The sequence below is a fragment of the Pseudomonas kielensis genome (genome assembly GCF_030505375.1).
GTDB lineage: Bacteria > Pseudomonadota > Gammaproteobacteria > Pseudomonadales > Pseudomonadaceae > Aquipseudomonas > Aquipseudomonas kielensis.
Genome location: NZ_CP130043.1, coordinates 4,377,579 through 4,398,428, shown reverse-complemented (window position 1 = coordinate 4,398,428; position 20,850 = coordinate 4,377,579). Strand labels below are relative to the sequence as shown.

Below are 20,850 nucleotides of genomic sequence, written 5' to 3'. Positions count from 1 at the left end.
CAGGGCGCAACCCTAAGTAGCCGTTACCGCAGCAACGGATATGCACACATACCCACCCACCACCGAAACAATGATAAACAGGCAAATTCAGTCTAACTTGTAGGATCCTGCCACAGCTTGGCAGTTGGTGATCCGGGCCTCGGCAAGTATGATCCTTCACAAACTTGCGCAGAATAGAAGCCTATGTCCCTGATAGTTCTACTGCTTCTGCCATTTATTGGCAGCTGTCTGGCGGCTTTGCTGCCCCACAACGCACGTAATGCTGAATCGATTCTCGCTGGACTGGTCGCCCTCGTCGGCACCATCCAGGTAGCCTTGCTGTACCCGCAAATCGCCGACGGCGGCGTGATTCGCGAAGAATTTTCCTGGCTGCCCAGCCTCGGCTTGAACTTCGTCCTGCGCATGGACGGGTTCGCCTGGCTGTTCTCCATGCTGGTGCTGGGCATCGGCACGCTGGTGTCGCTGTACGCCCGTTACTACATGTCGCCCGAAGACCCGGTGCCGCGCTTCTTCGCGTTTTTCCTGGCGTTCATGGGGGCCATGCTCGGGTTGGTGATCTCCGGCAACCTGATTCAAATGGTGTTCTTCTGGGAACTGACCAGCCTCTTCTCATTCCTGTTGATCGGCTATTGGCACCATCGCGCCGACGCCCGCCGAGGCGCCTACATGGCGTTGATGGTGACCGGTGCCGGTGGATTGTGCCTGCTGGCGGGGGTCATGCTGCTTGGCCATGTCGTCGGCAGCTACGACCTTGACCAGGTCCTGGCCGCCGGCGATCTGATTCGTGCCCACGCGCTCTACCCCATCCTGTTACCCCTGATCCTGATCGGCGCCTTGAGCAAAAGCGCGCAGTTCCCGTTCCACTTCTGGCTTCCCCACGCCATGGCCGCACCGACACCGGTCTCGGCCTACCTGCACTCGGCAACCATGGTCAAGGCCGGCGTCTTCCTGCTGGCGCGCTTGTGGCCGTCGCTGTCGGGCAGTGAAGAATGGTTCTACATCGTCAGCGGCGCCGGGGCCTGCACCCTGCTGCTCGGCGCCTACTGCGCCATGTTCCAGAACGACCTCAAGGGCCTGCTGGCCTACTCGACCATCAGCCACCTGGGCCTGATCACCCTGCTGCTCGGCCTGAACAGTCCGCTGGCGGCAGTGGCGGCGGTGTTCCACATTCTCAACCACGCCACCTTCAAGGCCTCGCTGTTCATGGCCGCGGGGATCATCGACCACGAAAGTGGCACCCGTGACATCCACAAGCTCAGCGGCCTGATCCGCCTGATCCCGTTCACCGCCACCCTGGCCATGGTCGCCAGCGCCTCGATGGCCGGCGTGCCGTTGCTCAACGGGTTTCTCTCCAAAGAGATGTTCTTCGCCGAAACGGTGTTCATCAATGCCACCGCCTGGGTCGAGACCAGCCTGCCGATCATCGCGACCATCGCCGGCACCTTCAGTGTTGCCTACTCCCTGCGCTTCACCGTCGACGTGTTCTTCGGCCCGACCGCCACCGACCTGCCCCATACCCCCCACGAGCCTCCGCGCTGGATGCGGGCGCCGGTCGAGTTGCTGGTGTTCACCTGCCTGGTGGTGGGGATTTTCCCGGCCCAGGTGGTCGGCCCGCTACTGTCCGCTGCCGCCTTGCCGGTCGTCGGCGGCACCTTGCCCGAGTACAGCCTGGCGATCTGGCACGGCCTCAACGCGCCGATGATCATGAGCCTGATCGCCATGTCCTGCGGCATCGTTCTCTATCTGCTGCTGCGCAACCAGTTCAAGCACGGGCGCTTCAAGTACCCGCCGCTGATAGGCCGGTTCAACGGCAAGCGCCTGTTCGAACGCAGCCTGGTGGTGATGATGCGCCTGGCCCGCCGCCTGGAGCGACGGATCAGCACCAAGCGTCTGCAGGCACAACTGTTCCTGCTGGTGCTGGCGGCAGTGCTGGCCGGACTGATCCCGATGCTGGGCAGCGGTATCAGTTGGGGCGACCGGCCGAAGATCCCGGGGTCGATTGTCTTCGTCACCCTGTGGCTGCTGGCGATTGTCTGCGCCCTCGGCGCCGCCTGGCAGGCCAAGTACCACCGTCTTGCCGCCCTGACCATGGTCAGTGTCTGCGGCCTGATGACCTGCATCACCTTCGTCTGGTTCTCGGCCCCGGACCTGGCCCTGACCCAACTGGTGGTCGAGGTGGTGACCACGGTTCTGATCCTGCTGGGCCTGCGCTGGTTGCCACGGCGGATCGAGGACGTCTCGCCACTGCCGGGCAGCGAAGCCCGGGCCAAGGTCCGCCGCCTGCGCGACTTGCTGCTGTCGATCGCGGTCGGTGTCGGCATGGCGCTGCTGTCCTATGCCATGCTGACCCGCCAGACACCCAACGACATTTCCTCGTTCTACCTAAGCCGCGCCTTGCCCGAAGGCGGCGGCAGCAATGTGGTGAACGTGATGCTGGTGGACTTCCGCGGTTTCGACACCCTGGGTGAAATCACCGTGCTGGCGGCCGTGGCGCTGACCGTGTTCGCCTTGCTGCGACGCTTCCGCCCTCCCAAGGAAAGCATGCAACTGCCGGCGCAACAGCGCCTGCTGGCACCCGACGTGGTCACCGACCTGGTCAACCCGCGCCATGCCAGCGACACCGCCCTGGGCTTCATGATGGTCCCGGCCGTGCTGGTGCGCCTGTTGCTGCCGATTGCCCTGGTAGTCTCGTTCTACCTGTTCATGCGCGGGCACAACCAGCCTGGCGGCGGCTTTGTCGCCGGCCTGGTGATGTCGGTGGCGTTCATCCTGCAGTACATGGTGGCCGGCACCCAATGGGTGGAGGCACAGATGAGCCTGCGTCCCTTGCGCTGGATGGGCACCGGGCTGTTGTTCGCCAGCGTCACCGGCCTCGGTGCCATGGCGGTCGGCTATCCGTTCCTGACCACCCATACCTGGCACTTCAGCTTGCCACTGCTGGGTGACATCCATATCGCCAGCGCGCTGTTCTTCGACGTCGGCGTGTATGCCGTGGTGGTCGGTTCGACCCTGTTGATCCTGACGGCCCTGGCGCACCAATCGGTGCGTGGCCACAAGCCGAGCAGCCAGCCCAAACCCATTGCCAAGCCAGGAGTCTGCCTGATGGAAGAAGTCATCGCAATTGCCATCGGCGTACTGGCGGCCTCCGGGGTCTGGCTGGTACTGCGTCCGCGGACCTTCCAGGTGGTGATGGGCCTGTGCCTGCTGTCCTACGGGGTCAACCTGTTCATCTTCAGCATGGGCAGCCTGTTTATCGGCAAGGAGCCGATCATCAAGGACGGCGTGCCCCAGGACCTGCTGAACTACACCGATCCCCTGCCCCAGGCACTGGTGCTGACCGCCATTGTCATCAGTTTTGCCATGACCGCGCTGTTCCTGGTGGTGCTGCTGGCATCCCGGGGCCTGACCGGCACCGACCATGTCGATGGCCGGGAGCCTAAAGAATGAACTGGATGCAACATCTGATCGCCGCTCCCATTCTCCTGCCGTTGTTGACGGCGGCCTTGATGCTGCTGCTGGGCGAAAAGCACCGTCCGCTCAAGGCCCGGCTGAACCTGTTCTCGAGTCTGATCGGCCTGGGGATCTCGGTGATGCTGCTGTACTGGACCCAGCAACAGGGCGTGCCCAACTCCATCGGCGTGTACCTGCCCGGCAACTGGCCAGTGCCGTTCGGCATCGTGCTGGTGGTCGATCGCCTGTCGGCCTTGATGCTGGTCCTGACCGGGATCATCGGCGTCAGCGCCCTGCTGTTCGCCATGGCGCGCTGGGACGGGGCCGGGGCCAGTTTCCATGCGCTGTTCCAGATTCAACTGATGGGCCTGTACGGCGCCTTCCTGACGGCCGACCTGTTCAACCTGTTTGTGTTCTTCGAAGTGCTGCTGGCGGCCTCCTATGGCCTGATGCTGCACGGCTCGGGCCGCACCCGGGTGTCCGCGGGTCTGCACTACATCTCGATCAACCTGCTGGCGTCCTCGTTGTTCCTGATTGGCGCGGCGCTGATCTACGGCGTCACCGGCACCCTGAACATGGCCGACCTGGCACTGAAGATTCCCCTGGTGCCCGAAGCCGATCGCGGCCTGCTGCATGCCGGCGCAGCGATCCTCGCGGTGGCGTTCCTGGCCAAGGCCGGGATGTGGCCACTGAACTTCTGGCTGGTGCCGGCCTACTCCTCGGCCAGCGCGCCGGTGGCGGCAATGTTCGCGATCATGACCAAGGTCGGCGTCTACACCCTGCTGCGCCTGTGGACCCTGCTGTTTTCCGGGCAGGCCGGCGCCTCGGCGTATTTCGGCGGTGACTGGCTGATCTACGGCGGCATGGCGACCATTGTCTGCGCGGCGCTGGCGATCCTCTCCGCGCGCCGCCTGGAACGCATGGCCAGCCTGAGCATCCTGGTCTCGGCCGGCATCCTGCTGTCGGCCATCGGCTTTGCCCAGCCGAACCTGGTGGCCGCGGCGCTGTTCTATCTGGTCAGCTCGACCCTGGCCCTCAGTGCGCTGTTTCTCCTGGCAGAACTGATCGAGCGCTCGCGCACGGCGGTGGAAATCCCCCTGGACGATGAAGCCGAAGCCCTGCCGCGTCCACTGGGCGCGAGCCCGCCGACCAAGGGCATCAACCTCGACGACGAACAGCAAGCCGTGGTCGGCCAGGTGATTCCCTGGACCATGGCCTTTCTCGGCCTCAGCTTCATTGCATGTGCCCTGCTGATCATCGGCATGCCGCCGCTCTCGGGCTTTATCGGCAAGCTCAGCCTGCTCAGCGCCCTGCTCAACCCGCTGGGGCTCGGCGCGTCCTCGGGGCAGCCGGTGTCGACCGCGGCCTGGTACCTGCTGGCGCTGCTGATCCTCTCCGGACTGGCCTCGCTGATCGCGTTCTCGCGCCTGGGCATCCAGCGCTTCTGGACCCCGGAAGAGCGCCAGCCACCGGTTCTGCGGCGCCTGGAATGCGTGCCGATCATCGCCTTGCTGGGCCTGAGCATCTTGCTGACCTTCAAGGCCGAACCGTTGATGCGTTTCACCCAGGCTGCCGCCAACACCCTGAACAATCCCGAGCAATACGTCATGGCCGTGCTCGGCACCCGCGCCGTGCCCAGCCCTGAAGCCCAGGCCGCCGCGCAGGAGGTGCAGCCATGAGGCGTCTGTTTCCGGCTCCCTGGTTATCCCTGGCGTTGTGGGTGCTGTGGCTGGTGCTGAACCTGTCGGTCAGCCCGGGCAACCTGCTGCTCGGCGCGCTGCTGGGCTTCTGTGCCCCACTGATGATGCGCAAGCTGCGCCCGCTACCGATCCGCATCCGCCGCCCGGGGGTGGTCCTGCGCCTGTTCCTGCTGGTGGGGCGTGACGTGCTGGGGTCGAACCTGGCTGTGGCCTGGAGCGTGCTGAACGCCAAGCGACGCCCGCCGCGCTCACGGTTCGTCAAGGTGCCGCTGGACCTGCGCGACGCCAACGGGCTGGCGGCGCTGTCGATGATCACCACGGTGGTTCCCGGCACGGTCTGGTCGGAACTGGCACTGGATCGCAGCATCCTGCTGCTGCATGTGTTCGACCTGGATGACGAGGCGCAATTCATCGAGCACTTCAAGGCGACCTACGAGCGCCCCCTGATGGAGATCTTCGAATGAGTGCCCTGCTCTCGAATGCGATTGTGTTCAGCCTGTTCGTGTTTTCCCTGGCCATGGTGCTGACCCTGATCCGTCTGTTCAAAGGCCCCTCGGCCCAGGACCGGGTCCTGGCGCTGGACTACCTGTACGTCATCGCCATGCTGATGATGATGGTGCTGGGCATCCGCTATGCCAGTGACACCTACTTTGAAGCGGCGCTGCTGATTGCGCTGTTCGGTTTCGTCGGCTCGTTTGCCCTGGCGAAATTCCTCCTGCGCGGCGAGGTGATCGAATGAACCAGGCTTCTCAATTACCCCTGTGGGTCGAGATTACCGTGGCCATTTTGCTGGTGATCAGCAGCCTGAGTGCCCTGATCGGCGCCATCGGTATGGTGCGTCTGAAGGATTACTTCCAGCGCATGCACCCACCCGCTCTGGCCTCGACCCTGGGTGCCTGGTGCGTGGCGCTGGCCTCGATCCTCTATTTCTCGACGCTCAAATCCAGCCTGGTGCTCCATGCGTGGCTGATCCCGATACTGCTGTCGATCACCATGCCGGTGACCACCCTGCTGCTGGCGCGCGCGGCGTTGTTCCGCAAGCGCATGGCGGGTCATGAGGTGCCGGCCGAGGTCAGCAGCCGGCACAACGAGAGCGGTAGTTGAGGGGCTGATTCAGACCCAGGCGACGGTCAGCAGCCCCGCCCCCAGGACGACGCACAGGGGCGAAAAGGCCCAGGTGTCGAGGCGCGCGAACTTCGACCCGACCTGTTCCTTGAAGAACCCCACCAGGTCCGAATCACCAATGGCCCGGGCAAACATCAGCAGGGCAATCGCGCTGATCAGCCATTGCAGCGACCAATGCTGAATCTGTGGCACCAGCAGCCCCACTCGCAAGCTCACCATCAGGGCAATCAGCAGCAGCCCGACGGCTACCGCCAGGGTCCCCAGCGACGACGGTTTGAAGGCCGGGCGCAAGCCCTTGCCCTCGGGTGTCGGGACGTAGGGCACTACCGCATCGTTAGCCCATTGACCACCCAGCGCCCAGTACACATGGATCAGGCTGATCACCACAAATACTCCTGCGAGCCACTGAGCAAGCACGAAGGTCATGATCGAATTTCCTTGAATCGTTGGCAGAAAAAACAGCCTAGTCCAGACGAATCCTCAATGCGTTGCCATTTATCAATGAAACGCCGATCGGTAAGCGCAATGTTCCCAGTGCCCCTCAAGGAGATTCCCAGGCTACAGCGACGCCGCCACTTTGTCGGCGATCTCCTTGGGCAACCAGGCTCTCCAGACGTCCGGATGAGCGGTCATGAAGGCCTTGGCCGCCTGGCGCGGGGTGCTGTGTTTCTCGCTCATCTCGGCCAGTGCCTTGTTCAAGGGATCGATGGGCAGATCGACCTTGCTGAAGAACACTGCAATCTGCGGGTACTGCTTTTGAAAGGGCGTGGACACGCCAATGGACAGCTTGGAGGGCAACGAACGAGTGGGTCGTGGGTTGGGATTATCGGCATCGGTCAGGGTTTTCCAGGCCTCGGCGTCAAACGCCGGTTCCTCCAGCTGGACCAGCTTGAAACGCCCCAGCAGTGGGGTCGGTGACCAGTAGTAGAAGAGCACCGGCTTGCCCCGGCGAATCGAAGAAGTGATTTCCGCATCCAGTGCCGCGCCCGAACCACTGCGAAAATTCACGTAGCTGTCGCTCAGGCCATAGGCCTTGAGCTTTTGCTGGTTGACCACTTCCGAGGTCCAGCCAATCGGACTGTTGAGGAAGCGTCCTTTGCCGGGGGTTTCCGGATCGCTGAAGACATCCTTGTAGCGCGGCAGGTCGCTGACGCTGCGCAGGTCCGGCGCCAGTGGCTTGAGGCCCTTGGCCGGGTCGCCCTTGATGACGTACTCGGGCACCCACCAGCCTTCGGTGGCTCCCTTGACTATATCCCCCAGGCTCACCACCTTGCCTTGCGCTTGCGCCTTGATCCAGACCGGACTGCGACCGGCCCACTCTTCGCCGATGACCTGGATATCATTGTTGGCCAGGGCGGTTTCCAGGGTGATGGTGGTGCCCGGCAAGGTGTCAGTGGGCAGGCCGTAACCCTCTTCGACAATGATCCGCAAGATGTCGGTGATCAGACTGCCGCTTTCCCAGTTCAGGTCGGCAAAGTGGATCGGCGCCTGGGCGGCCGTGGCGGCGGTGGGCGACGTCAGCAGGCCAATAGCGGTCAACGTGCTGACCAACAGCAGTCGAAATCCTTTCATGCCTCGCACCTCGTTCTGTTCACAGCGATGACCGGACGGCCCGGCGCAGAAAAAACGCCAGCCTCTGCTTACTCAGTCAACTGACTGTAGTAGAGGTTCCAGTGATCGCGGGACGGGGCTTATCGGGCAGGCGGTTCCTGCAACTGCTGCAACTCTCGGCGCACCATGCTGGCGTACTCCGCCGGGCGCAACAGGTAAAGCTGTGACGCCACCCAGTTCAGCCAGGCGCCTTGCATGACCGCCTTCTCGGCGAACAACTGCAGTGCGTGATCACGGGCGCGGGCCTGGTGCTGCTGATGGAAATCAGCCCGGGACAGGCTCATTACTCACTGGCCTTGAACGACACCAGCTCACCCTTGCGAAACTTCGCCGCCTTGGCGGTAACGGCCTTCAGGGTCTTGGTCAGGCCTTCCTGCAGTTGCTGGTGCGCGGCAAACACGGTGACCACGCTGCTGCCTTCCTTGAACACGACAGCATGGCCGTCGGCCGTAGTGACGAATGCGTAATCGCCCAGGCCATAGACCGTCAGTTTGATTTCACGAAACTTGATTTCCAACTTGCCGCCTTCACGGCTGGGCAATACCGCGGCGCGAAAATGATCGCCGACCTTGAGTTCAAGGCGTTGCTTGTCATCCACCACCAGGGCCGATTCGGTATCGATCTCGGCGACGTAGATGCCTTCCGGGTTTTGCTCGGTGATGTAGACAAAACGGGACTGAAACTGTTTAACCAGCTTTGCGCGCAGATCGCCCAGCACAAACAAAGCGTGCATATCGAGATTACTTACTGCCAACGAAATATCCCCACATCAGAAATGACACTGCCGGCAGAAAAACAGGCAGCAAAAAAAACGGCCGTACCGAAGATGTCGCACTAATGGCCCAGGCTGTCATCGAGAAGCCGGTAGAACACCGCTTCATCGCAAGGTACGAGCAGGCTACTGGATAAGCACTCGCACCGTCGTCTCTGGCAGTCGTCGGATGTTGAAGGAAAGGTTCCCTCTAACGATCAGAGATTACTGGACTATCAACATTAGGGAAAAAACTCTTAAAAAAAACCAATTTTCTGACATATACCTTGAAGAAAATTGCTTTAGATGAGCACCTACCTCCCGTCAGTGGGGAGGATTCTAGAGCAGCCAAGCGCTTCTAGACTACTGAAAGTGACGTGCGACCGTCGGTAAACCATAGAAAAGGAATTCCTATGTACTCACAACACCTTCCCGGCCCAACCACCAGCAACCGCCACTATTCGCCACAGACCGCCCACGGCGGGACTTGCAGGGCAATGGATGGTCTTCTTCCCGCATCACCCCAACTGCGTTATCAAGTAATACTCGCTGGGAATGGCTTCTTTCATATCAAAGAAACCGCCACAGGTCGTGTAAGAGGTTTCCGTATGAACCACAATGAAGCCTGTGCCCTCGCCCGAACCTTTGAAGTCAGCCACTAAGTAACCTCTCCGTAAACCGGCGCAGGCGTTTCGTCACACCCATGACATAACTGCGCCGCCTCCCTGCAACAACTGCCATACTGCCCGACCATTGAACCCAGCCTCCTCGCGGACTGCGTTGCAATCAATAGAATAATTTCCAAGGGAAGGCGCACGTGACCGAATTTGATATCGGCGAGTTTTTCATCCGGGGCGAAGCCAGAGAAATCGACGGCGAATTCCAGGCAGTGATTGTCATGCGTGCCAAACCACCGCTGACCACCATCACCTATCACCAGGTCGAGAAAGATCGCTGGTTCAAGACCGGCGAAGTAGCGGCTGTCGCGGCCAAGGAGTCGGCCAAGGCCCTCAAGCTCGCCGTCGATCAAGGCGCCCTGAAGAGCTGATCAGGCTTTCACCCCTGCGGCCCGCGGCCTCTCGGGCTGCCGGGCACTCAGCTGCGCCAACCAGGCATCCTTGCAGGCTTGCGCCTCAGCGCGACTGCCAAAGGCCGTTCCGTACTGCTCGCCATTGAGCAGGACCACCCAGCACACCGCTTGTCCCAGGGCCCTCAGGCCGGCCGGCACACCACTGCCGATCATCACGGCGACATCGACTTTACACTGCATGAACCCACCTCGGGATATTCATTAGCTTCCTAACAGTAAGCCTATGGTAATGAATAGCCGGAAGCGGAAATAGCGATACGCCTGCACTATTTAGTTACACAACCGGTAACAATCCCGCCCGTGGTCGAGGCTTTTTGTCGGCCGCACAACGCAAAAATCGCAACCTGCAGCAACGTCCGTCGCGGACGCTGTGGCAAGTTGCGATTTGTCTGCGGCAACCCTCTAAGGGTAACCCGCGCGAATCAGGCTTGACGCTGGTGCTTGTCGATCTGCTCGTGACGCTCTTGAGCTTCGATGCAGTACTTGGTGGTCGGGCTGATCAGCAGGCGCTTGAGGCCAATAGGCTCGCCGCTGTCGTCGCACCAGCCAAAAGTATCGTCACCAATGCGCTCCAGGGCACGTTCCAGCTGGGGCAGCATGCGCTGGTCACGGTCAATGGCGTTCACCAGCCAGGTGCGTTCTTCTTCGACCGAAGCCGCGTCAGCCGGATCTGCCGGGGTGTCCAGGCTTTCAATGGCGATGCGGTTCTGCTCGATACGCTCGTGGGTTTCCACCTTCATGTTTTGCAGCAGCTCAGTGAAATAAGCCTGTTGCTCGGCATTCATGTAGTCATCCGCCGGCATGGCCAGCAACTTATCCTTTGTCATTGATTTCTCTATAAAAAATACGTGCATTAAGGCGAATCAGGATGCGTTCCGGTCAACCTGCCAGGTTTCGCAAAGGCGCCATACATTCCAAGCGCCACCCAGCAGTCAATTTACGAGGGGGCGGCAGTCTAAGGCCGAGGGGCGGCCTCAGCAACTGAAAAGACAGGGAATTTGTCTGACAAAGCCCTTAAATTGCTCTGCGGCAAGCTTTGGGCGTTTATCGGAGTGCGTTTATAGCAAGAAATTCAATCCAGCGGCTGTATATAGAAGACAAACGGCGACACAGACCGCCAGAAGTATTCAAGACCCGCTGTTTAGCGCTAGATTCAGGCCCTTGCCCCGCCTCTCTCCAAGGAGCTGTACATGAAGCTGATCGGAATGCTCGATTCTCCTTATGTAAGACGTGTCGCCATCAGCCTCAAGACCCTGGACATCCCGTTCGAGCACGCCTCGATTTCGGTGTTCCGCGGTTTCGAGGCGTTCCAGGCGATCAACCCGGTGGTCAAGGCACCCACGCTGGTGCTGGACGACGGCGAAGTGCTGATGGATTCGACCCTGATCATCGACTACCTGCAAGCCCTGAGCAGCCCGGGCAAAAGCCTGATGCCGGCCTCCCTGGACCAGCGCCTGCGCGCCCTGCGGCTGATCGGCCTGGCATTGGCCGCGTGCGAGAAGTCGGTGCAGATCTACTACGAACGCAACCTGCGCCCCAGCGAGAAGCAACATGCGCCCTGGCTGGATCGGGTCAGCGGGCAGTTGCACGCGGCGTACTCGGCACTGGAACAGGAGCTGGCCAGGCAACCGCTGCCCATGGATGGCACCTTGCAACAGGACGGCATCACCCTCGCCGTGGCCTGGAGCTTCACCTTGCTGGTCGTGCCCGACCAGGTCGATGTCGCGCAGTTTCCACTGATCAGCGCATTTACCGCGTATGCCGAACAGCAGCCGGCGTTTGTCGAGACGCCGATGAGCTGAGGCCCCGCCTGATGCTTGCCGCTCCAGGCCTGCCCGCGATGGCCTTCCAGATATCGCCATCGCGGCCTAGGTATCTACACAACTGTGGTGCGACGTTGCTTCGGTGGGCCGACCAGGGTTTTAGAGGCCATCACGGGCAAGCCTTGTACCTAAAGCCCACCTGATTATTTGACGAACGGTCATCCGAGTGTTCAGATACCGCCCAGTTTCAGGTGCCTCATGCCGCCGTGCATGAGGTGAAACGGGAAACCGGTGCGCCCTTTTCAGGGTTAGTCCGGTGCTGCCCCCGCAACGGTAAGCGAGTGAAGCGTTCGACAGACCACTGGGCCCACGGGGCCTGGGAAGGTGAACGCTTCGAGCCTCGCAAGCCCGGAGACCGGCCTGGAATTTCTGTTTGGCAAACCTGCGGTGGGCGGGCATGGGCCGGTATTGGCGCGTGTCCGATACTTTCTCCTGCGTGCTTCTGCGAAGATTTTTTTCGAGAAGACCAAAAATGACTCAGATTCCAACTCCTTCCAGCCAGGACCCGCGTCCTGCGCGACTGTATGCCTGTGGCGCCCTGCTCTGCCTGATCAGCCCCCCCGCACTGGCCAACACCCCGGCCATGACCCTCGACCAGCAACTCGTCAGCGCACCGTCGGTGGAATCCACCACCGTGGCCGAAATGGCGCGTTTTGGCAGCAAGGTCGAGATCATCGACCGCGCCCAGATCGAGCGCGCCGGCCCCGATGCCGACATCACCCGCGTGCTGCAGATGTCGGTACCCGGCCTCTACGTCGCGCCGAAAAACGGCCCCTTCGACTACGCCAACTATTCGCTGCTGGGTGGGCGCAACGACGACACCCTGATCCTGCTCGATGGCGTGCGCCTGAACAATCGCCTGTACGGTGGGCTCTACCTCGACACCCTGCCGGCCAATGCCATTGAACGCATCGAAGTGCTCAAGGGCGGGCAAAGTCTGCTGTTCGGCACCCAGGCCGTGGCCGGGGTGATCAACATCGTGACCCGCAGCGCCCAGACCCGCGAGACCTCCGGTGAAGTCAACATGGGGCTGGACAGCTTCATGGGCCGCAGCGGCGACGCGCGCGCCGAGCAGATTGTCAGCAACGGCTTTGGCGACCTGGGCTTGCTGGCGTACGTCAGCCACAACGTCTCCGACGGCTACCAGCCATTTCGCAGCAGTGACATGCGCAGCACCGCCACCGACCGCAAGCGCGGCTACGAAGTCAGCACCTTCGGCGCCAAGGCCACCCAGGCCTTCGGCGACGATTCGCGCCTGGAACTGTTCTACCAGTACAGCGACGCCAATCTGGACTTCGCCCGCCCCACGGACAACCGCAACACCCGCAACGACCGGGTGCAACAGATCGCCACGGCCACCTTCGAACAGCAGGTCAATCAAGACCTGAGCTACTTCCTCAAAGGCCACGTCAACGACTGGGACACCCGCTACACCCGGGTCTATAACCTGGAAGGTGGCGGCACCCGGGTACTCAACCACAACGACTACTGGGGTTTCACCGACTGGGGCCTGCAGGCCGAGGGCAAGGCCGAATTGCCCGGTGGCCACGTGCTGGTGTTCGGCAGCGACAACCAGTGGTTCAAGGGCCAGGACGATGTCATGGTCATCGACAACCAGCAGGCCGAAGCCCACGCGCTCTATACCCAACTGCGCCCGGTGATCGCCGCGCTGCCGGACTGGCACCCGAGCATCGGCGTACGCCAGGAGCACCTGAGCGGCGGCGAAAACGCCACGGTCGGCATGCTGACCTCGCTCTACGACCTGACGGAGCACTGGGCGTTGCGAGGCCAGTTCGGCAGCGCCTACAAACTGCCCAACGCCGAGCAGTTGTACGTCAACGAACCTGGCGAGGAGATGGGCAACCCCAACCTCAAGGCCGAGAAAAGCCGCAATGCCGAACTGGGCCTGGATTATCGAGGCACCCTGCTGGATCGCGAATTCAGCGCCAGCATCACCGGCTTTCGCCGGGAAATCGACGACCTGATCACCCTCGACGGCGACCAGTGGGTCAACGGTGATGGTGAGATCCTGGTGCGCGGTATCGAAGTCGACGGCCAGTGGCAACTCAATGAGCGCTGGAGCCTGCAAGGCGACATGACCCGCAACCTGGTGGAAGGCCGCAACGGCGTGACCATCAGCAACATCCCGAGCTTCTTCGCCCGCTCGCGCCTGGGCTACGAGTCAGAGAACCGCCGGTGGGGCGCCGGTGGGGCGCTGCGCTACATCCGCTCGGTGGTCAGCGCCAAGGACGTGGACTACGGCCACTACTCGGTGGTCGATGCCGACGCCTATCGCTACCTGGACAACGCCCGTCGCCACCGCCTGAGCCTGCTGGTGGAAAACCTGTTCGACCGTGACTACGCCACCAGCATGACCACCGGCAGCCCGTCCGTGGAGAACCTCGGCCGGCCGTTCACCACAGAGGTGCGTTACACCTACCGTTTCTGAGGGAGTGTCTGCCATGGAATATGACATCAACGGCGTGCCGAGCGACCCGGCCTGGTCGAGCATCCCACCGCATGCCCGCCAGGTGTTCCTGTGTACCGGTCCGCGCTGTGTGGCCAGGGGGTCCCTGGCGTTGTGGAAAACCCTGCGCCGGGAATTGCTCAAGCACGACCGGATCGAAACGCCCGAAGGCGTCCTGCTGACCCGCACCGGCTGCCAGTTCCCCTGCAACCTGGGGCCAGTGCTGACCGTTTACCCGGATGCTTGCTGGTACCGGGTGCGCGATGAGCAGGAGGTCAAGCAACTGGTGGACGGGCATCTGGTAGCGGGTGCGGTGGTCGCGCACTTGCTGATCGGCGCGCGTGCGGGAGGTTCGCCCGATGCTTAGGCGACTGCTGCTCAGTGCGTCGCTCTGTGCCCCGCTACCCGCATGGGCGCAGACCTACGACAACTGCGGAACAACCCAGGTGATCGAGCAGGCGCCGCAACGCATCATCGCGCTCAACCAGCACAGCGCCGACACCTTGCTGGCCCTGGGCGCCGGTCCGACGCTGATTGGCGTGGCCTATATCGACGATGACAAGGAAGCGATCGAACACGGCGCCTACCGCGGCATCCCGCTCATCTCCAAACATTATCCATCGGCCGAGGTGCTGTACACCCAGCACGCCGACCTGGTGGTGGGCGGGTTTGCCTCGGCCTTTGCGCAACACCTGAGCTCACGGCCGATGCTGGCCCGCCAGGGCATTGCCAGTTACCTGCTGGAGTCCGCCTGCGACCAGCGCTCCCTGGATTTTTTCGCGCACATCCGCGCCGACCTGCAAACCCTCGGTGCTCTGCTGCAACGCCCCGGGCAGGCGCAGCAGTTGAGCGCCGCCCTGGACGCCGACCTGGCCCGGGCCGCGGCCCTGCACAGCGGTACCAAACCGTTGTCGGTGTTCTACCTGGACAGCGAGGCGGACGGCCTGGACAGCGTCGGCAAACACGCCTTCGTCACGGCCCTGCTCAGCGCCGCCGGGGCGCGCAATGCCTTCGCCGAGGTCGACCAGGGCCACCTGAGCGTGAGCCGCGAGACCCTGCTCGCCAGTGACCCCGACGTGCTGTTGCTGGCCGACGCCGTCTGGTCTCCGGCCAGCCGCAAACGGTATCTGCTGCGCCACGACCCGGTGCTCTCGCAACTGCGGGCCGTGAAGCAAAACCGCATGCTCGACGTGCCCTTCGCCCATCTGCTGCCAACGTTCGCCAGTGGGCGCGTGGCGCTGGAGTTGGCGCAGCGTTTAAAGGAAATGGGAGTCGAGGGCCGTCGCCCGTAGCCGCTGTCGAGCCTGCGAGGCTGCGTTCGGGCTGCTACGGGACCCCTACGGCCACGCGCTGGACCAGTCCGTCGGCGTGGCAGATGACGCGGTTGCGGCCGGTGGTCTTGGCGGCGTACAGCGCCAGGTCGGCGTCGCTGAGCCATTGCGTGGCGTCGCTGTGCATCGGGTTGAACGCCGCCAGGCCGATGCTCAGGCTGACTTGCAGGGCCGGGCTCTGTTCGTAGCCCAGACCCGAAAAACGGTCGCGCAGGGCGTCCATCGCCTGGACCGCATGGGCCAGCGGCACGTCGGGGAGAATGACGCAGAACTCGTCGCCGCCGTAACGCCCCGCGACATCCGTGGCGCGCAGGTTCTGCTTGAGGATCTTGCTCAACTGGCGCAGCACAATGTCCCCGGCGACATGCCCGTAGGTGTCGTTGATCGACTTGAAATGGTCGATGTCGATCAAGGCAATCGCCCCGCCGGCCTGCTGACGCTGGCAGCGCTGGAACTCGATTTCCAGGGCGTCTTTCCACGCCCCGTGATTCAGCAGCCCGGTCAGGCTGTCGGTACGACTCAGGGCCAACAGTTCGCGTTTGCTTTTACCCAGGGCATGGGTCTGGCGAAAGCAGATCCAGCCCAGTGCCAGCGGGTAGAAGGTCAGCAACGGCAGGCAGGCATACAACTGCAAGGGACTGGTCGGCGGAATAAAGGCCGGAAAAAACAACAACAGACCCAATCCCAGCCCCAGCGACTGGGCCAGGAGGCCGGCGAGCAGGAAGCGCACGCCGCCGATGGCCACGTTGTTCATGGCCATCATCGACAGCGTGGCGACGCTGGGCAGCGGGTTGAACTGCATGGCCGCCACCCAGAAGCCGCCCATGAACGAGTCGATCAACAGGTTGCGGTATTCAGCGCGATAGGGCTGTGCCGAGCGGCGCGTCCACTGGTACGCCAGGTGTGGCCATACCAGGCCGTTGAACAGCATCAGTGCCACCAGCCATACCGGCGGCTTGAGCGGCAGCAGCGCCGCGCCCACGCACAACAGGCCCAGCACCAAGCCGAGGGAGCGCGAGGTGTACAACCTCCTGGCCATTGAAAGACCCTTTCCTGCAACAGGCTGCATAGGGGGTCAACGCTCCTCTTGGTGCGGCAGATGGGAACCCTGCGACGGCAAGTTCCGTAGACGGCAATACTTCGGAGTCTATCAGGGCAACGTCAAATAGCCATCACCGTCCAGCAGCCAGAAAAAGGTGACTCGGCCTACCCGGCGACGAAAGATTGACTATAAATGAGAGGGACTTATCGCACCGCCGAGACTCGCGTGCGGCGCAACGCTAAACGAGGAGGATCATGCACACCTATCAGGTATTGATCATCGGCAGCGGTTTTGGCGGCCAGTGTGCGGCGGTCAACCTGCAGAAGGCCGGTATCGACGATTTCCGCCTGTTGGAACGGCGTGATTTTTTTGGCGGCACCTGGTGTCAGAATACCTACCCCGGCGCCGCCGTCGATGTGCCCTCCCCGCTCTATTCCCTGTCGTTCGCCTCCTGGCCCTGGACGCAGATGTTCGCCGAACAGGCCGAGCTGCACCGCTACACCCAGCATGTGGTCGATCGCTACCAACTGCGCGACAAGGTCGAGCTGCAGGCCGATGTCGAGCGGGTCGAATGGGACGACAGCGCCCGGCAATGGCAGGTCTTCACCCGTGGCAAAGGCACCTTCCGGGCGCAGTTCCTGATCAACGCCTCCGGGCCACTGAGCCAACCGGTGATCCCGGCGTTCGAAGGCCAGCAGCGTTTTGCCGGCACCACCTTCCACAGCAATGCCTGGGATCACCGCTACGACTACCGCAACAAGCGGGTCGCCATCGTCGGTAGCGGGGCCAGTGCCGCGCAGATCATTCCCAGCATTGCGCCGCAGGTGGCCCACTTGCATGTGTTCCAGCGCACCCCACACTGGGTCCTGCCCCGCGCCGACCGCCATTTCGGCCGTTTCCAGCGCTGGCTGCTGGGCCTCAAGCCGGCCTACAAACTGCTGCGCTGGCTGATCTATTGGCAGTTCGAAACCCGGGTGATCGCCTTCAAATACTCCAAGACCGCCCTCAAGCTGGTGCAGCACCAGGCGCTCAATCATCTCAAGCGCCAGGTGCCGGACCCGGTACTGCGGCAAAAACTCACCCCGGACTACACCATCGGCTGCAAGCGGGTGATTCTGTCCAGCACCCTGTACCCGGCGCTGACCCGCGCCAACGTCACCTTGCATGGTCGAGACCAGGGCATTGCCGCGCTGGACGAACGCGGTATCCGCACCGTCGACGGCCAGCACATCGACCTCGACCTGATCGTCTGGGCCACCGGCTACGACGCCACCGACGGGGTCATCAACTATCCGGTGCTGGGCAAACACGGCACTCGCCTCAGCGACGTCTGGGCGCTCTACCCGCGCGCGTACCTGGGCACCAGCCTGCCGGACTTTCCCAACCTGTTTATCGTCACCGGCCCCAACACTGGCATCGGCCACACCTCGGCCCTGTTCATCATCGAATCACAGATGAACTACATCCTCGACTGCATTCGCACCCTCAAGGCACAGGGTCTGCGCAGCATTGAGGTACGCAAGGAAGCCGAAAGCGCCTATACCGAAATGATCCACCAGCAAATGCAGCGCACCGTGTGGAAATCCGGTGGCTGCCACAGCTGGTATCAAAGCAAGAGCGGTCACGTGATCGCCATGTTTCCGGGATTCAGTTTCAGCTACCACCAACTGACGCGCCGGCTGAAACCGGGCGACCACATCCTGTCCTGACATGTACTGGGGAGAACGCGATGGTGATTGTGCTGATCCTTGCCGTGCTGCTGGCCTACTGGACCTGGCGAACCTGGCCGCGCATCGGCCACCTGTTGTACGACGCCAGCACCGCGTTGGAGGCGCGCCTGTATCGCCTGGAAAAAGTCACCATGCCGATAGCGGAAATGGGCATGGTCACCTACCAGGGCGGGCCGGACACACCGGACAGGACCCTGCTGATGCTCCACGGCTACAGCGCCGACAAGGCCATCTGGTTGCGCTTCGCCCGGCATTTTGTCGACGACTGCCGGGTGATCATTCCCGACCAGGCCGGCCACGGTGAAACCGGGTTCAAGGCCGGAGGCGGCTACGACATCCCGACCCAGGCCGAACGAATGATCCAGTTGCTGGACGCCTGTGGCATCGGCAAGGTCCACGTGATCGGCAACTCCATGGGCGGCTACATCGCCGCTTGGCTGGCGGCCGCCCACCCGGGTCGAATCGCCTCACTGACCCTGATTGACCCTGCGGGCCTGAGTTCACCCGAGCCCAGCGACATGGAGCGGCTGCTGGCCGCCGGCACCAATCCGTTCCTGATCCATTCGCAAGACGACTTCAAGCGGCTCTATCGGATGACCATGGCTTCCCCGCCCTGGGTTCCGGGCGTGGTGCTGGCGGCGATTGCCGAACGTTACGAGGACCGGCGCGACGAGCTGGCGGAGATCTTCGAGGACTTTCACGCCAGCCAGCCGATCGGCTCCCGGCTGGCGCAGATCCACGCCCCGACGCTGTTGCTGTGGGGGCGCGAAGACCGCTTGCTGCATGTCAGCAGCGCCCAAGTCTGGGCCAAGGGCATCGCCGGTGCCCGCCTGGAAATCTGGGACGGTATCGGCCATATGCCGATGGTCGAGCGCCCCGCGCAGACGGCAGCCTTGTATCGGCAGTTTCTTGAGCGCCCGCGGCGTTAGCCCGACGCCTGGCGACAGTCGAAAAACTACTGATCCGCAAAGGCAACAGCCAGAGAAGCCATAACGACCTGTGCAGCAGTCGTTTGCAGAATGAAGTTCGGAAGAAACTTCGTTTGCAAGCCCCGCCAGCGCCGAACAGAATCGGCCTACTTCACTGTCACTGCGCCGGGATTCCTATTCATGAGCAACCAGAACGTCGTCAGCCCTGACCTGATCCGCCAACGCTTCTCACGGGCGATGTCGGACATGTACCGCGAAGAAGTGCCGTTGTACGGCGCCTTGATGGCGCTGGTAGCCCAGACCAACGCCCAGGTACTGGAGCAGGATCCGGCCATCGCCCGGCAACTGAGTGCCACGGGCGAAATCGACCGCCTGGACCTGGAACGCCACGGCGCAATCCGCGTGGGCAGCGCCAGCGAACTGGCCACCCTGTGCCGGCTGTTTGCGGTGATGGGCATGGAGCCGGTGGGTTACTACGACCTCACCCCGGCCGGGGTGCCGGTACATTCCACGGCGTTTCGCGCCGTGCATGAAAGCGCGCTGCAGATCAGCCCGTTTCGTGTATTCACCTCGCTGCTGCGCCTGGAACTGATCGCCGACCCCGAGCTGCGCGCCTTTGCCGAATCGGTGCTGGCCCGGCGCTCGATCTTCACCGCCCAGGCCCTGCAACTGATCGACCTGGCCGAACAGCAAGGCGGTCTCGACGAAGCCCAGGCCCAGGCGTTTGTCGAACAGGCACTGGAGACCTTCCGCTGGCACCACCACGCCACGGTCACCGCCGCGCAGTACCAGCAACTGAGCGCCCAGCACCGGCTGGTCGCCGACGTGGTGGCGTTCAAGGGCCCGCACATCAACCACCTGACACCGCGCACCCTGGACATCGACATCGTGCAGGCGCAGATGCCCGCGCATGGCATCACCCCCAAGGCCGTCATCGAGGGGCCGCCCCGTCGCCAGTGCCCGATCCTGCTGCGCCAGACCAGCTTCAAAGCGCTGGATGAAGCCATCGCCTTCACCGACCAGCAGCAGGCCAGCGGCAGTCACAGCGCGCGCTTCGGCGAAATCGAGCAGCGCGGCGCGGCCCTGACGCCCCAAGGCCGGGCGCTCTACGATCGCCTGCTGAATGCCGCCCGCGACGAGCTTCAGGACTTCCCCAACGAAGCCAACGCCGAACGCTACAACCGCCTGATGCACCAGCACTTCGAAGCGTTCCCGGACAGCTACGCCGCCCTGCGTGAGCAAGACCTGGCCTACTTCCGGTATTTCGTCACCGAACAAGGCCGCACCGCCCCTGCCCAAGCGCTCAAGGGCCTGAGCCTGGACGCTTTGCTGCAGGCGGGTTTCCTGCGGTTCGAGCCGCTGGTGTACGAGGACTTCCTGCCGGTCAGCGCCGCCGGGATCTTCCAGTCGAACCTGGGCGATGCCGCACAGACCCACTATGCACAGCACTCCAACCAAGCCGCGTTCGAGCAGGCGTTGGGGCGTTCGACCATCGATGAACTGGGGTTGTATGCACAAACGCAGCAGCGTTCGCTTGAAGAGTGTTACGCGGCGTTAAATCTGCCAGCGCGCAACTGAGGCACGAACATTCATAAATGTTGTACATCTGAATGTTGTTTGTCGAACTGTGTAGAAAGGAGTTCGCCCAGTGTAATGGCCTGGCAATCCTTGCACTGGTAAAGAGCCATGGCACTGGGCGAACGTGGGGAATTTTAATGCAAGTTGGCAGATATGTCCGGTGACAAATTCTGAATAAATGTGCAGTCATATTTCAACAGAATTCATAAGCGAAAAAAAACGA

The 20,850-nt window shown here is 62.4% G+C and carries 20 protein-coding genes and 1 riboswitch; of the genes, 13 read left to right on the top strand and 7 right to left on the bottom strand.

Annotated elements, in window-relative coordinates; genetic code table 11:
- Positions 1 to 183: 183 nt before the first annotated feature.
- The 5 genes from Q1W70_RS20560 to Q1W70_RS20540 are packed head-to-tail and all read left to right on the top strand — an operon-like array spanning position 184 to position 6,254.
- Positions 184 to 3,447, top strand: coding sequence for a monovalent cation/H+ antiporter subunit A (locus tag Q1W70_RS20560; RefSeq protein ID WP_302097826.1), 3,264 nt, complete (start codon positions 184 to 186; stop codon positions 3,445 to 3,447).
- Positions 3,444 to 5,129 (top strand): monovalent cation/H+ antiporter subunit D, encoded by a 1,686-nt coding sequence (locus Q1W70_RS20555; protein ID WP_166589029.1) that lies wholly within the window; start codon positions 3,444 to 3,446, stop codon positions 5,127 to 5,129. The genes Q1W70_RS20560 and Q1W70_RS20555 overlap by 4 nt, the downstream gene beginning before the upstream one ends.
- Positions 5,126 to 5,614, top strand: a complete 489-nt coding sequence (locus Q1W70_RS20550) for a Na+/H+ antiporter subunit E (RefSeq protein WP_166589030.1) — start codon at positions 5,126 to 5,128, stop codon at positions 5,612 to 5,614. Before Q1W70_RS20555 ends, Q1W70_RS20550 begins: the two co-directional genes overlap by 4 nt.
- Complete coding sequence (locus Q1W70_RS20545; RefSeq protein ID WP_166589031.1) at positions 5,611 to 5,889, top strand: K+/H+ antiporter subunit F; 279 nt, start codon at positions 5,611 to 5,613, stop codon at positions 5,887 to 5,889. The genes Q1W70_RS20550 and Q1W70_RS20545 overlap by 4 nt, the downstream gene beginning before the upstream one ends.
- Complete coding sequence (locus tag Q1W70_RS20540) at positions 5,886 to 6,254, top strand: Na+/H+ antiporter subunit G (RefSeq protein ID WP_302097825.1); 369 nt, start codon at positions 5,886 to 5,888, stop codon at positions 6,252 to 6,254. Before Q1W70_RS20545 ends, Q1W70_RS20540 begins: the two co-directional genes overlap by 4 nt.
- 9 nt (positions 6,255 to 6,263) lie before the next feature.
- Here Q1W70_RS20540 and Q1W70_RS20535 read toward each other — a convergent pair whose 3' ends face one another.
- The 4 genes from Q1W70_RS20535 to Q1W70_RS20520 all read right to left on the bottom strand — a co-directional run bounded on the left by Q1W70_RS20535 (position 6,264) and on the right by Q1W70_RS20520 (position 8,619).
- Entirely contained in the window at positions 6,264 to 6,701 is a 438-nt protein-coding gene (locus tag Q1W70_RS20535) for a DUF3995 domain-containing protein (RefSeq protein WP_166589033.1), read from the bottom strand.
- 132 nt (positions 6,702 to 6,833) lie between these two features.
- Positions 6,834 to 7,847 (bottom strand): ABC transporter substrate-binding protein, encoded by a 1,014-nt coding sequence (locus Q1W70_RS20530; RefSeq protein WP_302097824.1) that lies wholly within the window; start codon positions 7,845 to 7,847, stop codon positions 6,834 to 6,836.
- A gap of 119 nt (positions 7,848 to 7,966) precedes the next feature.
- Complete coding sequence (locus Q1W70_RS20525) at positions 7,967 to 8,170, bottom strand: hypothetical protein (protein ID WP_182341007.1); 204 nt, start codon at positions 8,168 to 8,170, stop codon at positions 7,967 to 7,969.
- On the bottom strand, positions 8,170 to 8,619 hold the full coding sequence (locus tag Q1W70_RS20520) for a hypothetical protein (RefSeq protein ID WP_166589036.1): 450 nt from the start codon (positions 8,617 to 8,619) through the stop codon (positions 8,170 to 8,172). The genes Q1W70_RS20525 and Q1W70_RS20520 overlap by 1 nt, the downstream gene beginning before the upstream one ends.
- Before the next feature lie 835 nt (positions 8,620 to 9,454).
- On the opposite strand from Q1W70_RS20520, the gene Q1W70_RS20515 reads away from it, so the two are divergent.
- The gene (locus tag Q1W70_RS20515; RefSeq protein WP_166589037.1) at positions 9,455 to 9,685 is read left to right on the top strand and encodes a hypothetical protein; all 231 of its coding nucleotides are present in this window, start codon (positions 9,455 to 9,457) and stop codon (positions 9,683 to 9,685) included.
- Here the strand turns inward: Q1W70_RS20515 and Q1W70_RS20510 are convergent, their stop codons facing one another.
- A complete protein-coding gene (locus Q1W70_RS20510; RefSeq protein WP_166589038.1) occupies positions 9,686 to 9,907 on the bottom strand; it encodes a hypothetical protein in 222 nt (73 codons plus the stop codon).
- A 242-nt stretch (positions 9,908 to 10,149) separates the two neighbouring features.
- Positions 10,150 to 10,554 carry a TraR/DksA family transcriptional regulator gene (locus Q1W70_RS20505; RefSeq protein WP_166589039.1) on the bottom strand — a complete coding sequence of 135 codons (405 nt, stop codon included), beginning with the start codon at positions 10,552 to 10,554 and terminating at the stop codon, positions 10,150 to 10,152.
- 363 nt (positions 10,555 to 10,917) lie between these two features.
- Here Q1W70_RS20505 and Q1W70_RS20500 point away from each other — a divergent pair, with 363 nt between their 5' ends.
- The 4 genes from Q1W70_RS20500 (at position 10,918) to Q1W70_RS20485 (ending at position 15,309) form a co-directional block, all read left to right on the top strand.
- Entirely contained in the window at positions 10,918 to 11,529 is a 612-nt protein-coding gene (locus Q1W70_RS20500) for a glutathione S-transferase (protein ID WP_166589040.1), read from the top strand.
- A gap of 193 nt (positions 11,530 to 11,722) precedes the next feature.
- A riboswitch (cobalamin riboswitch) is annotated at positions 11,723 to 11,928 on the top strand.
- Between the two features lie 205 nt (positions 11,929 to 12,133).
- Entirely contained in the window at positions 12,134 to 13,999 is a 1,866-nt protein-coding gene (locus tag Q1W70_RS20495) for a TonB-dependent receptor plug domain-containing protein (protein WP_232534641.1), read from the top strand.
- A 13-nt stretch (positions 14,000 to 14,012) separates the two neighbouring features.
- Positions 14,013 to 14,384, top strand: a complete 372-nt coding sequence (locus Q1W70_RS20490; RefSeq protein ID WP_166589042.1) for a (2Fe-2S) ferredoxin domain-containing protein — start codon at positions 14,013 to 14,015, stop codon at positions 14,382 to 14,384.
- Positions 14,377 to 15,309, top strand: a complete 933-nt coding sequence (locus Q1W70_RS20485; RefSeq protein WP_166589043.1) for an ABC transporter substrate-binding protein — start codon at positions 14,377 to 14,379, stop codon at positions 15,307 to 15,309. Before Q1W70_RS20490 ends, Q1W70_RS20485 begins: the two co-directional genes overlap by 8 nt.
- A 34-nt stretch (positions 15,310 to 15,343) precedes the next feature.
- On the opposite strand, the gene Q1W70_RS20480 is transcribed toward Q1W70_RS20485, so the two are convergent.
- Complete coding sequence (locus tag Q1W70_RS20480; protein WP_166589044.1) at positions 15,344 to 16,417, bottom strand: diguanylate cyclase; 1,074 nt, start codon at positions 16,415 to 16,417, stop codon at positions 15,344 to 15,346.
- A 227-nt stretch (positions 16,418 to 16,644) separates the two neighbouring features.
- On the opposite strand from Q1W70_RS20480, the gene Q1W70_RS20475 reads away from it, so the two are divergent.
- The 3 genes from Q1W70_RS20475 (at position 16,645) to hglS (ending at position 20,627) form a co-directional block, all read left to right on the top strand.
- Entirely contained in the window at positions 16,645 to 18,099 is a 1,455-nt protein-coding gene (locus Q1W70_RS20475) for a flavin-containing monooxygenase (RefSeq protein ID WP_166589045.1), read from the top strand.
- 20 nt (positions 18,100 to 18,119) lie between these two features.
- Positions 18,120 to 19,049 (top strand): alpha/beta fold hydrolase, encoded by a 930-nt coding sequence (locus tag Q1W70_RS20470; RefSeq protein WP_265537923.1) that lies wholly within the window; start codon positions 18,120 to 18,122, stop codon positions 19,047 to 19,049.
- Positions 19,050 to 19,229: 180 nt separating this feature from the next.
- Positions 19,230 to 20,627: a 2-oxoadipate dioxygenase/decarboxylase HglS gene (gene hglS, locus Q1W70_RS20465; protein WP_182341018.1), complete on the top strand. Its 1,398-nt coding sequence runs from the start codon at positions 19,230 to 19,232 to the stop codon at positions 20,625 to 20,627.
- Positions 20,628 to 20,850: the final 223 nt, after the last annotated feature.